Annotated in this window: 11 protein-coding genes and 2 pseudogenes; 7 read left to right on the top strand and 6 right to left on the bottom strand. The window is 66.4% G+C overall.

Translation table 11 applies throughout. The annotated features are described in order from the left end of the window. The coding region (locus PGX04_RS17455) for a prolipoprotein diacylglyceryl transferase (protein ID WP_273739684.1) at window positions 1–584 on the top strand (584 nt) is incomplete at its 5' end. A 48-nt stretch (window positions 585–632) separates the two neighbouring features. Here PGX04_RS17455 and PGX04_RS17450 read toward each other — a convergent pair. Then, window positions 633–1,568: a phosphatase PAP2 family protein gene (locus tag PGX04_RS17450; protein WP_273739683.1), complete on the bottom strand. Its 936-nt coding sequence runs from the start codon at window positions 1,566–1,568 to the stop codon at window positions 633–635. A gap of 116 nt (window positions 1,569–1,684) precedes the next feature. Between PGX04_RS17450 and PGX04_RS17445 the strand changes: the two are divergent. Continuing rightward, window positions 1,685–1,936 (top strand): annotated as a pseudogene (locus PGX04_RS17445) (NADH-quinone oxidoreductase subunit D-related protein); the annotation flags it as partial. Here the strand turns inward: PGX04_RS17445 and PGX04_RS17440 are convergent. Both PGX04_RS17440 and PGX04_RS17435 read right to left on the bottom strand, forming a co-directional pair. Next, on the bottom strand, window positions 1,874–2,086 hold the full coding sequence (locus PGX04_RS17440; RefSeq protein ID WP_273739682.1) for a hypothetical protein: 213 nt from the start codon (window positions 2,084–2,086) through the stop codon (window positions 1,874–1,876). The pseudogene PGX04_RS17445 and the gene PGX04_RS17440 overlap by 63 nt on opposite strands. Next, window positions 2,083–2,466, bottom strand: coding sequence for a DUF1428 domain-containing protein (locus tag PGX04_RS17435; protein ID WP_273739681.1), 384 nt, complete (start codon window positions 2,464–2,466; stop codon window positions 2,083–2,085). Before PGX04_RS17435 ends, PGX04_RS17440 begins: the two co-directional genes overlap by 4 nt. Before the next feature lie 251 nt (window positions 2,467–2,717). Between PGX04_RS17435 and trpB the strand changes: the two genes are divergently transcribed. Next, complete coding sequence (trpB, locus tag PGX04_RS17430) at window positions 2,718–3,869, top strand: tryptophan synthase subunit beta (RefSeq protein WP_273739680.1); 1,152 nt, start codon at window positions 2,718–2,720, stop codon at window positions 3,867–3,869. A gap of 42 nt (window positions 3,870–3,911) precedes the next feature. Here the strand turns inward: trpB and PGX04_RS17425 are convergent, their stop codons facing one another. Continuing rightward, window positions 3,912–4,973 (bottom strand): glycosyltransferase family 4 protein, encoded by a 1,062-nt coding sequence (locus PGX04_RS17425; RefSeq protein WP_273739679.1) that lies wholly within the window; start codon window positions 4,971–4,973, stop codon window positions 3,912–3,914. Between the two features lie 161 nt (window positions 4,974–5,134). Further along, window positions 5,135–5,914, bottom strand: coding sequence for a hypothetical protein (locus PGX04_RS17420; protein ID WP_273739678.1), 780 nt, complete (start codon window positions 5,912–5,914; stop codon window positions 5,135–5,137). A gap of 230 nt (window positions 5,915–6,144) precedes the next feature. Between PGX04_RS17420 and PGX04_RS17415 the strand changes: the two genes are divergently transcribed. The 3 genes from PGX04_RS17415 (at window position 6,145) to PGX04_RS17405 (ending at window position 9,888) form a co-directional block, all read left to right on the top strand. Beyond that, window positions 6,145–8,055 (top strand): S9 family peptidase, encoded by a 1,911-nt coding sequence (locus PGX04_RS17415; RefSeq protein ID WP_273739677.1) that lies wholly within the window; start codon window positions 6,145–6,147, stop codon window positions 8,053–8,055. A 73-nt stretch (window positions 8,056–8,128) separates the two neighbouring features. Further along, on the top strand, window positions 8,129–9,070 hold the full coding sequence (locus PGX04_RS17410) for an ABC transporter ATP-binding protein (protein WP_273739676.1): 942 nt from the start codon (window positions 8,129–8,131) through the stop codon (window positions 9,068–9,070). Further along, a complete protein-coding gene (locus tag PGX04_RS17405) occupies window positions 9,067–9,888 on the top strand; it encodes an ABC transporter permease subunit (RefSeq protein WP_273739675.1) in 822 nt (273 codons plus the stop codon). Before PGX04_RS17410 ends, PGX04_RS17405 begins: the two co-directional genes overlap by 4 nt. Window positions 9,889–9,986: 98 nt before the next feature. Here the strand turns inward: PGX04_RS17405 and PGX04_RS17400 are convergent, their stop codons facing one another. Beyond that, on the bottom strand, window positions 9,987–11,048 hold the full coding sequence (locus PGX04_RS17400; protein WP_273739674.1) for an NAD(P)-dependent glycerol-1-phosphate dehydrogenase: 1,062 nt from the start codon (window positions 11,046–11,048) through the stop codon (window positions 9,987–9,989). 274 nt (window positions 11,049–11,322) lie between these two features. Here PGX04_RS17400 and PGX04_RS17395 point away from each other — a divergent pair. Beyond that, window positions 11,323–11,455: pseudogene (locus PGX04_RS17395) on the top strand (galactonate dehydratase); the annotation flags it as partial.

Genomic DNA, 11,455 nt, shown 5'->3' with positions numbered 1-11,455 from the left:
CGATCCGATCGATGGCTGCGAATCGCCGGAGGGCGATTCCGCTCGCCATCGTCGGTACCGGGCTCGTCGGCTTCGGGCTCAGCAAGCGCCGCTCGAGCGGCGAGTCCGGGATCGACGTGCCGGACGTCGAAGGGGGAACCGACGGAAAGGAGACCTCGGACGAGGCCAGCGCCGCCGCCGACCGCGTCGATTCCGGACGAGAGTCCGAGATCCGATCCGGCGGTGAGGTCTCGGCGGAACCGGGTATCGACGATGCCGCGGAGTCGGGCTCCGAGATCGATTTCACCGATGAGCCCGACGAGGACGAATCCCGGTCTCGACCCGATCTCGGGGCGGACGAGGAAGAGCCCCGGCGCGAGACCGATGCCGAGGGGGTGGAGGTCGACGTCTCGGACTCGGCGATGGCCGACGAGGCCAGCGAGGCGACGGGGCCGGATCCCACGCAGGCCCAGCCGACCCAGACCGAGGACACTGAACCGGAGGAGAGCCCCGCGGAAGACGCCTCCCACATGAAGGTCGATCCGCCGGATGCGGACGAGACTGACGCCTCGGACGCGACGGGTTCGGACGAAAACAGCGAGTAACCACCCGCGCGGGGCCGCGACCGGTGTCGCCGGCGGTACGACGTTGGGCTACCGCGAGCGCGAGGGTGACCGTCCCCGGAGACCGTCGACGCGTTCGAGGCGGTACAGCACGGGTGCGGTAACGAATGCGGCGGCGAGCAGCCCGAGGACGCCGCTTCCGGCGAATAACAAGACTGGCCAGTAGTAGCCGATGAGCGCGACGAGCGCGGCGACCGAGAGGGTAACAACGATGGCCCTCGCAGCGAGCGGGCGGCTGGTTCGTATCGGCCCGCGTCCGGCGTCCACCCCTCGAGCGAGGAGAGCGAGTTGCCAGCCGGCGAACGCGCCGAGGGACGTGCCGAACAGGAGCACCGCGTCCAGATCCGCGTTACTCGTTACGAGGGCGGCGGCGGCGAGACCCGTCGCGAGCCCGAACCCGAGCGTGCCGCGGTGCTCCGGATACCGGTCCAAGAGCCGCCAGGCGAGGAGCAGAAACACCAGTCCGACGGCGACGCCGGCGATGACATCGGCGAGATAGTGAACGCCGAGACCGACCCGCGAGAGACAGACGGCGGTCACGAGTCCGGCGGCACCGAGGTATCGCCGCCGTCGCGTGCCGACGGACAGGTATTCGGCCAGGCTGACGTAGACGACCGTCGTTATCAGTGCGTGGCCGCTCGGAAACCCGTAGCCGGTCGCCGTCGCGGTGGTCTGATACAGCGGGTGAACCGTCTCCGGCAGCGCTCCCGCCTCCACGAGCACCCGCTCCGGCCGCGGGAGCGCGAAGACGTGCTTCAGGCCCGTGATGAGTGAGAATCCGGCTAACAGCAGGCCGAACACGGCGGCGGCTTCGTCCCGGCGCGTCGTCGCCACCCAGTAGACGGTCCCGACGACGACCCCGAGAAACCAGACGTCCCCGAGCTGGGTCACCAGCCCGAGCAGGACGACCGTCCACTCAGGGGCGACCTCGCGGAACGCGTCGAACCAGTCGAGCCCTCGAGACATGTTCTATGCTACGGGCGACGTGATACATAAACGATTTCGATAGGCGAGACGGCGTCCCTGCTGCTGATCGCGGGCGTCCCCATCTGTGAGTCTGCCGAACCCGTCTTTCGAACGCGGACTGGCACGAGGACGAGCGAACCGTCCAGAGCAACGTCCCGCGGACGCTGAAACCCGATGCGGGGACCGAGACCTACCGCGCCGTCGAGGGGGCAAAGGGCGAACTCGGGATCTACATCCGCGCGGACGGCTCGAACTCCCCGGCGCGGTTCAAGATCCGCAGCCCGTGTTTCCACAACCTCTCGGCGCTACTCTCTGAGCTGCTCGAGGAAATGGTCGCTAGCGGCGAGGACGTGGTCGACCGTCTCGCCCGACGTCCCGTCCGCGACCCCCTCGAGCTTCTCGGCGACCTCGGCGATTCGGTCGGCTTTCGGCCTCGGCTCCGCCTGTGGCAGGTGACCTCCTGTTTCTCGAACACCGCAGCGGTGATCGGGGCCGATCTGCACCGTCAGTTCGTTCATCGACTTTCGTAGCCGACGATGGACCGGAAACCGCCGTACGACATGCGTTCCGTGTCGAAGGGCATCTCCTCGTCGAAGTTCTCCGGGTCCATCGCGGGGTCCTCCATCACCTTCGCGTTCACCTCGTCCCGGTGGTCCCGCGACTCGAACACGATAAACGAGAACACGACCGTCTCGTCATCTCGCGTTTCTGCGAGCCGTGGAAAAGTCACCATCGACATCTCGTCCGTGTCGGGATCCATGTCGTCTCCGACCCCTTCGAAGTACTCGAGAGCACCGTGTTCGATCCAGAGTTTTCCGGCCTCGTCTGCCATTTCGCGGTACGAATCGACGTTGTCGTTCGGAATCGGGATGACGAAGCCATCGACGTAGCGTTCCATAACCTCTCTAACTAGGACGCGACGGGAATTGAACCTTTCTCACACCGTCCGATATCTCTCTTCCCGAGAGATATCGGTCCAATGTATATCTGCGTCGTATTCAGCCAGTCCGCGGGTGACGACATTCGGAGACGATGAAACCCCCTTCGGTAACTGCACGACCTGTACCGACCGAGTGCGACGATGGGCGAGCAGTTCGATGACGCTAGCGGTACGAACCTATTTCACGAATGAGCGCAATCCTCCGGCGTATGGAAAACGGAGAGTTCGAGGGATACGGCGGTCGACACGTGCCGGAACCGCTTCGAGAGCCGCTCGAGCAACTCGCTGTGGCCTACGACGACGTCGCGAACACCGACGAGTTCCAGTCCGAGCTACGCGGGCTGCTCGAGGAGTTCGCCGGCCGACCGACGCCGCTGTACTACGCCCGCAATCTGAGCGAGCGCTACGGCGCGGAGATCTACCTCAAGCGCGAGGACCTGCTCCACGGCGGTGCGCACAAGATCAACAACTGTCTCGGGCAGGCGCTGCTGGCAAAGCGGGCCGGTCGCGAGCGGCTGATCGCCGAGACCGGTGCCGGACAACACGGCACCGCGACCGCGATGGTCGGTGCGCTGTTGGGCCTCGAGACGGAGATCTACATGGGTGCGAAAGACGTCGAGCGCCAGGAGATGAACGTCTTCCGGATGCGACTGATGGGTGCCGAGGTCAACGAAGTCACCCGGGGTGACGAAGGGCTCGCGGACGCCGTCGACGCCGCGCTCGAGGACTTCGCCGAAAACGTCGACGACACGCACTACTTGGTGGGCAGCGTCGTCGGCCCCGACCCGTTCCCGCGGATGGTCCGGGACTTCCAGAGCGTCATCGGTCGGGAGGCCCGCGAGCAGATTCGGGAGCGAACCGGCGACCTCCCCGACGCCGTCGTCGCCTGCGCCGGCGGCGGCTCGAACACGATGGGGGTCTTCCACGCCTTCCGCGAGGATGACGTCGACTTCTACGGTGCCGAGGGCGGCGGGGAGGGATCGGACTCGAGTCGGCACGCGGCCCCGCTCGCGAAGGGTACTGACGACGTCCTGCACGGCATGAAGACGCGCGTCATCGACGACGACGTCGACGTCCACTCCGTCTCCGCGGGCCTCGACTACCCCGGCGTCGGCCCCGAACACGCTATGTTCCGGGCCGTCGGCCGCTGTGAATACACGGGGATCACCGACGACGAGGCGCTCGCGGCCTTCCGCGAACTGAGCGAGACCGAGGGGATCATCCCCGCGCTCGAGTCCAGTCACGCGATCGCTCGCGCGATCGAACTCGCGGAGGACGGGGAGCACGACACGATCCTCGTCAACCTCTCGGGTCGGGGCGACAAGGACATGGAGACGGCGGCGGCGCAGTTCGATCTGTAGGCCGCCGTCCACCGCTCGCTGTCAGGATCCCGACCGAGCGCGCTACAACAATCCCTGCGCTTCCTGCAGCGTCCGATACAGTTCGAGATACCGGTCGGCCACCGCCGAGCGATCGTACTCGGCGAAGGCCTCGTCGTACTCGCGGTGCTCGAGGTCGCCCGCCGCGAGAATGGCTTCTGCCAGTTCGTCCTCGCTGGTGGTCCGGAACCCTCGATCCCAGCCTTCGACGAGTTCGTGGGCGCTCGAGTTCGCGTGGTACTCGACGATGCCGACGCAGCCCGCGGCGAGCGCCCACAGCATCTCCGTCGGGAAGACGCAGTGATCTGCCGTCTGGGCGAAGACGTGCGCCCCGCGGTAGGCCGCGATCCGCTCCTCGAGATCGAGATCACCGACGAACGTCACGCGGTCCTCGATCCGGAGGTCCCGCGCGAGGCGCTCGTAGGTCTCCCGTTCGGGGCCGTCGCCGACGACTTTCGCGGACCAGTCGCGGCCGCGGAGTTCGGCCAGTCCCAACAGCAGGCTCTCGAGATTGGCCCCCTCGTCGAGTCGGCGGGCGTAGATCACGTCGACAGCTTCGCCCGGTTCCACGCGGTGAATCCGCTCGCAGTCGATCGGGTTCGGGACGGTATCGACGATATCGCCGTCGGCCCCGATCTCTCGGACCCACGTCCCGACGAGTTCGGAGGGGGTGACGATCCGACCCGGTCGGCCCGTCGCCAGACGGGACCATCGCGTATCGCTCACGCCGTCGTCGCCGTACCACTCGAGAACCAGCGGCGCGCGAGCGAGCGTCGATCCCCAGCTGGCCGCGAGCACCTGACTCGACGGCTGCGCGCTGGCGTGGATCACGTCCGGGCTCGCGGTCGCGAGGACGAACGGCAGCCGCAGGAGGAACGAACTCCGGGCCTCGGTGCCGCTCGAGACCGCGTGATAGGTGACGCCGTTGCGCTCGAACGCGGACTCCTCGCCGGCCCAGAACCCGGCGCAGTAACAGTTGACGTCGTGGCCGCGTGCCGCGAACAGCTCGCAGACGGTTCGAAAGCGCTGGCTCGTCTCGGTATCGCGGTGATAAACCGTTTCGAACGAGACGAACGCGATTCGCATATTCGGCCGCCACGTAGCCCCGGGCTATAAAGTCACTTTTTCGTCCGATTCGTCGGCTCGAGGATGGGGTTTTCGTCCGAAATCGCCGCTCGAAACCGACTGGCAGGCGACGATCGGTGACCGTTTTCGACCGCGCTGAGACGGATTCCGGACCGGATCGGTCACTCGTCGCTCTCATCGCTCTCGTCGCCGGGAAGAAGGTCCTCGAAGAACGATCCGACTCCCTCGAAGAAGCCGCCGTCGGTGTCGTCCGACTCGTCGTCCGTGCTGTCGCCGTCCGTACTGTCGCCGTCGCTCGTGCCGTCGTCGGCCCCGTCACCGTCGGCGTCCGATTCGCTGTCACTGCCACCGTCGTCGCCGTCCTCGGACGCCGTCTCGTCGTCGTTCCCGTCCTCACTCGTTCCAGATTCCGGGTCGTCGACGGTCTCTTCGTCCGTGTCGTCACCGTCCTCGGCCTCCCGCGCTTCGTCTTCGGTTTCGTCACCTTCGGACTCGTCGTCCTCAGTCCCGTCCCCGTCTTCTTCAGTCTCGCCACTATCGGTCCCGTCGTCCTCATCGCTTTCGGTGTCGCTCGTTTCGTTCCCCTCATTAGACTCGGTATCGTCTCCACCAGTCTCGTCGTCCCCATCTGACTCGTCATCGTCTCCGCCACTCTCGTCGTCACTGCCATCGGTTCCGCTGTCACCGGCCGAATCGTTCTCCGATTCGCTATCCCCGGAATCTCCGCTCTCGTCCCCGGAGTCGTCGGCTCCCGTCTCGTCGCTCTCGGTATCCTGTCCCCCCAGCGGTTCCGTTTCGCCGTCGGCATCGGGCGTTTCGCCTCCCTCACCCACGAACACCTCCGGACCGACGGCCGCGACGGTCAACCCGAACGCCGCGAGGATGATCACGGTCGTCACGAGGACGGTCCCGAACGACGACGAGTCGGTCTCACCTGCCATCGACCGTGTTCGGCACGGGAGACGGTATTGTTAAGCGCAGCCATCAGCGGAGCGAGCCGCGGCCACGGCAGCCGACCGACCGCTCGTCGCCCGAGTGCCCGCCTCATCGCGGTCGGTGACAAGAGCGGATAACCGGCCCTTACCGGGGTGTTCCCGTTCCCTCGAGTCCGCCCCGAATCGAACCCGTCCCGACCGAAATGACTACCCGCTCGAGTCCGTACAGCCCTGCCATGGGACGCTACGATATCGAGCGCTATCTCAACATCCGCAGCGCCTACGGCGCGTCGTTCGGTCCCGACGGGGACCGCCTCTCTTTCCTGATGAACACGACCGGCACGCCCCAGATCTGGACACTCGATGAGCCCCGATCTTGGCCGGAGCAGCGAACGTTCTACGACGAGCGGGTGACGTTCGCCTCGTGGTCGCCCGAGCGGCCGGAGCTGATCTTCGGGATGGACGAGGGCGGCAACGAGCGCGCCCAGCTGTTCCGGCTCGAGGCCGAGACCGGCGAGATCGAGAACCTCACCGCCATGCCCGACGCGAAACACCGCTGGGGCGGCTGGAGCCACGACGGCGAGCGCTTCGCGTTCACCTCGAACCGCCGCGACGAGTCCGTCTTCGACGTCTATGTCCAGGACCGCGACGAGCGAGGAGACGATGCGACCCTCGTCTACGAAGGCGACGGCTGGCTCTCGCTGTCCGGCTGGAGCCCCGACGACTCGCGACTGCTCGTCTCGCAGGCCTACTCGAACTTCGATCAGGACCTGTACGTGCTCGATCTCACAGCCGACGAGCCGACCCTCGAGCACCTCACGCCCCACGAGGGCGACGTGCGCTATCAGAGCGCGAACTGGGCACCTTCGAAACGTGCCGGCGGGCACGCGGGCGGCGGGATCTACCTCGTCACCGACGAGGGCGAGGCCGACACCCTCTACCTGGCCTATCTCGACCTCGAGACGAAGGATCTCGAAACAGTCACCGACGGGGACGGGTGGAACGTCGGCGGTATCGCGCTGGACGACGAGACCGGCCGGTTCGTCTACTCGCGAAACGTCGAGGGCTACACCGACCTGACGGTCGGGGAGTTCGACGGCGACGAGCCGACCGCGTTCGAGACCTTCCCCGAACCCGACCTGCCGGGCGGCATCTCCGGCGGCGTGAGCTTCGATCCCGACGCGGAGCGCTTCGCGCTGTCGACGACCGGCGATACCGTCAACACGAACGTCTTCGTGGTCGACGTCGAGTCCGGCGAGACCGAGCGATGGACCAGCGCGCCGACTGCAGGTATCCCACCAGAATCGTTTCGCGACTCCGATCTGGTCAGGGTCGAGAGCTTCGGCGTTGACGGGCAGCGCCCGTCAGCCAGTGAGACTCCGGAGGAGTCCCACGCTGGACTCGAGGTACCGGGCTTCCTGACGCTCCCCGACGACCGCGACGGAGCCGACAGGGACGACGGCGCTGGCGTCCCGGTCATCGTCGACATCCACGGCGGCCCAGAGAGCCAGCGCCGCCCCTCCTTCTCGAGCGTCAAGCAGTACTTCCTCGACCGGGGCTACGCCTACTTCGAGCCGAACGTTCGAGGGTCGTCGGGGTACGGTGCCGAGTACGCCGCCCTCGACGACGTGGAAAAGCGGATGGACTCGGTCGCAGACATCGAAGCCTGCGTCGAGTGGCTGCGGGACCACCCCGCGATCGATCCCGACCGGATCGCCGCCAAGGGCGGCTCCTACGGCGGGTTCATGGTGCTGGCCGCGCTGACCGAGTACCCCGATCTCTGGGCCGCGGGCGTCGACATCGTCGGCATCGCCAACTTTGTCACGTTCCTCGAGAACACCGGCGACTGGCGGCGCGAACTCCGCGAGGCCGAGTACGGCTCGCTTGCCGATGATCGCGAGTTCCTCGAGGAGATCTCCCCGATCAACAACGTCGAACAGATCGAGGCCCCGCTGTTCGTCCTCCACGGCGAGAACGATCCTCGCGTGCCGGTCGGGGAGGCCGAACAGATCGCCGAGCAAGCGGCCGAACAGGGCGTGCCGGTCCGAAAACTGATCTTCGAGGACGAGGGGCACGGCTTCTCGAAGCTCGAGAACCGCATCGAGGCCTACTCCGAAATAGCAGATTTCCTTGACCAACACGTCTGAGCGCTCGCTCGCTCAGATAAGTCAGCGAAATAACTACAAAAGTTATACATGAGGGGGCCGTGGAGTTCCCGTTATGGCCGCCATTCAGACGACTGCCCTCACCAAGCGATACGGGAAGTCGGTCCTCGCAGTCGACGACCTCGACCTCACCATCGAGGAGGGTGAAGTGTTCGGCTTCCTCGGCCCGAACGGTGCCGGGAAGTCGACGACGATCAACATGTTACTCGACTTCGTCCGGCCGACCGAGGGGAGCGCGGCGGTGCTCGGTTTCGACGCGCAGGCCGACACCGACGAGATCCGCCACCGAATCGGCGTGCTTCCGGAAGGGGCGAGCGTCTACGACCGGCTCACCGCGCGCGAACACCTCGAGTGGGTCATCGACACGAAGGACGTGGACGCCGATCCCGATGCACTGCTCGAGAAGGTCGGTCTCTCCGGAGAGGATGGCGACCGCCCCGCCGGCGATTACTCGAAGGGGATGGCCCAGCGCCTGGGGTTCGGCATGGCGCTGGTCGGCGACCCCGACCTCCTGCTCCTCGACGAACCCTCCTCGGGGCTCGACCCCGCGGGGATGCAGGAGATGCGCGAGATCATCAGCGACGAGGCGGATCGCGGCACCACCGTCTTCTTCTCCAGCCACATCCTCGGCGAGGTCGAAGCGGTCTGTGACCGCATCGGCATCATGAACGAGGGACGGCTGGTCGCGACCGGCACCCTCGACGACCTGCAGGGCGAACTGGATCTCGGCGCGCCGATCTCGCTCGAGGTCGCGAACGTCCCCGAGAGCCTCGCCCTCGACGAACTCGCGGGCGTCCGCTCGGTCGCCGTCGAGGACGCCACGATCACGGCGACCTGCGCCGATCCCTCGGTCAAGGTCGACGTCGTCCGACACGTCGCCGAGGCGACGACCGTCCGAGATATCGTCTCCGAAGACGTCTCGCTCGAGCAACTGTTCAACACGTACACGAACGGCGAGCGTGACGAGGGGGCCGCGACGCCGGAGGCCTCAGCATGAGTACGGTAGACGTCGCGAGGAAGGACTTCCTCGACGTCCGCCGGGCCAAGATCGTCTGGTTCGTCGGCGCGTTCTACACCCTGTTTATGGTGTTACTGGTGTACTTCGGACAGAACGGGCGGCCGGACCCGACCATCCTGAACGCGCTCTGGAATTTGACTGCCGTGGGCGCGATGTTCATCCCGCTGATCGCGCTCGTGACGGCGTATCTCGCGATCGCCGGCGAACGCGAATCCGGCGGCATCAAGTATCTCCTCTCGATCCCGAACAGTCGTCGCGACGTCGTTCTCGGGAAGTTCGCCACCCGGACGGCCATCGTCAGCGTGTCGATCGTCGTCGCGTTTCTGGTAGGCGGGGCCCTCACGCTGGTGTGGTACCCCTCGCCCGAGATGGACACGTTCGGTATCATGGCGGCGCTGACGGTCCTGTACGCGCTGACCTACGTCGCCGTCGCGATCGCGATCTCCGCCGCGACCGCCTCTCGATCCCGTGCGATGGGCGGTTCCATCGCCTTCTTCTTCATCACGAGCGTGTTGAACGTGTTCGGTCCGCTCCAGCTCGCTATCGACTACGTGCTCAACGACCTCGCGGGCCTCGAGGTTTCGATGAACCAGATCGCGTTCGTCCAGTCGCTGGTCAGCCCGACGGCGGCGTACGTCAACTCCACCGGGCTGGCGTTCCCCGAGGGGTTCAACACCATTCCGCCGGACCTCCCGTGGTACCTTCAGGGCGAAGTAATGGTCATCGTCATGCTCGCCTGGCTCGTCGTCCCGCTGGCGCTGGGGATCTGGCAGTTCGAGCGCGCCGATCTGAGCTGAGGGTTCGGTCGAGACGCATACAAGCTGCTATACGTCATTTCCGGCGCATCCCAGAAACCCCGGGCGGGTGCGCCGGTGAATCGTTACAGCGATCCGTCTCACTCGATAACGCCCGTTTTCGTCGCCACGTCTCGAGCGGCCCGCTCGTTCATCCCGTCGCCGAGGATCGTGTAGCGGTCCCGGATCTCGTGGCAGGTCGTCAACGCCTCGATAACGGTCTCGTCGTCGATCCCGAGGTCGTCGGCGGTCGTCGGCGCGTCGATGCTCGAGAGCGCGTCGCGAATGTCCCACCAGATGCCGTCCTCTCCCTGGTGAAGGTAGGCGGTCAAGATCGAGCCGACGCCGACCTGGTGGCCGTGGAGGGCCGCCTCGGGAGCCAGCCGGTCGAGCTGGTGCGAAAAGAGGTGCTCCGCGCCGCTGGCCGGCCGCGAGGAGCCGGCGATGCTCATCGCGACGCCCGAGGACATGAGCGCCTTGGTGACGATCCAGGCGGACTCCTCGAGCCCCGGCCGGATGAGATCGGCGTTGTCGACGAGGATTTCGGCGGTCATCTCCGAGAGCGCGGCGGCGTACTCGGAGTACTCGACGTCTTTGAGCCGCTGGGCGAGCCGCCAGTCCATTACCGCGGTGTAGTTGGAAATGATGTCGGCACAGCCGGCGGTCGTCAGCTCCCACGGCGCCTCGGCGAGGATGCCGGTGTCGGCGACGACCGCGAGCGGCGGCTCCGCGGCGACGCTGTGGCGGGAATCACCGTCCGGCACGGAGCCGCGATTGCTGACGATCCCGTCGTGGCTGGCCGCCGTCGGTACCGAGAGGAACCCCATCTCGAGGTGGTGGCTGGCCAGCTTCGCGATGTCGATGGCCTTCCCGCCGCCGATGCCGACCAGATAGGAGACGTCCTCGGCCTCGGCGACCTCGATCACCTGCTCGACGGCCTCGAAGGTCGCTTTCTCTATCGTGACGATCGCGGGCTCGATCCCGGCGGCCTCGAAGTCGGCCGCGATGGGATCCGCGGCGACTTCGCGAGGCGTCGGACTCGTGACGAACAGCGGCCGCCCCTGCAAGTGGAGGTCGTCGATCACGTCGAGGACCTCGTCGCGGACGCCGTGGCCGACGACGACGTTTCGCGGCAGGCGGATCCACGTCGACTTTTCGAACATAGGTTCCCTGACTCACGCGGGGGTCATACGGTTTTTCCTCGAGCGGTTCGCGGCCGTGCCGCGAGCGGTCCGATCCGATTCGCGTCGGTTCCTCGACGGCCGCGCTCGAGCGGCGGGAATCCGACCGGTCGAGCGACGCGCTTATGACCGCGTCGTCCGACAGCATCCGTATGACCGCTTTTGCGTGTGCTCCGTCGAGGAGCGCGATTGCCGTCGGGAGAACGCCCGAGACGGACCGATCGATCGACCCATCTCGTGACTCGCGGGGGGACCGATGAGCGAGATCACTGACTACGAACTCTACGAGGTCCCGCCGCGGTGGCTGTTCCTCAAGGTGACGACCAGCGACGGGACGGTCGGCTGGGGCGAACCGGTCGTCGAGGGCCGGGCGCGCACCGTCCGCGCCG

The sequence above is a fragment of the Natrinema soli genome, assembly GCF_028618695.1.
The sequence above is the reverse complement of the archived record's forward strand: the minus strand, read 5'-3'. Positions and strand labels throughout refer to the sequence as shown.

Excerpts from the sequence above, each read along its gene's own strand:
- PGX04_RS17420 (WP_273739678.1), bottom strand. The coding sequence starts at position 5,914 with ATGGCAGGTGAGACCGACTCGTCGTCGTTCGGGACCGTCCTCGTGACG.
- PGX04_RS17405 (WP_273739675.1), top strand. The coding sequence starts at position 9,067 with ATGAGTACGGTAGACGTCGCGAGGAAGGACTTCCTCGACGTCCGCCGG.
- PGX04_RS17410 (WP_273739676.1), top strand. The coding sequence starts at position 8,129 with ATGGCCGCCATTCAGACGACTGCCCTCACCAAGCGATACGGGAAGTCG.
- PGX04_RS17450 (WP_273739683.1), bottom strand. The coding sequence starts at position 1,568 with ATGTCTCGAGGGCTCGACTGGTTCGACGCGTTCCGCGAGGTCGCCCCT.
- PGX04_RS17415 (WP_273739677.1), top strand. The coding sequence starts at position 6,145 with ATGGGACGCTACGATATCGAGCGCTATCTCAACATCCGCAGCGCCTAC.
- PGX04_RS17435 (WP_273739681.1), bottom strand. The coding sequence starts at position 2,466 with ATGGAACGCTACGTCGATGGCTTCGTCATCCCGATTCCGAACGACAAC.
- PGX04_RS17425 (WP_273739679.1), bottom strand. The coding sequence starts at position 4,973 with ATGCGAATCGCGTTCGTCTCGTTCGAAACGGTTTATCACCGCGATACC.
- PGX04_RS17440 (WP_273739682.1), bottom strand. The coding sequence starts at position 2,086 with ATGAACGAACTGACGGTGCAGATCGGCCCCGATCACCGCTGCGGTGTT.
- trpB (WP_273739680.1), top strand. The coding sequence starts at position 2,718 with ATGGAAAACGGAGAGTTCGAGGGATACGGCGGTCGACACGTGCCGGAA.
- PGX04_RS17400 (WP_273739674.1), bottom strand. The coding sequence starts at position 11,048 with ATGTTCGAAAAGTCGACGTGGATCCGCCTGCCGCGAAACGTCGTCGTC.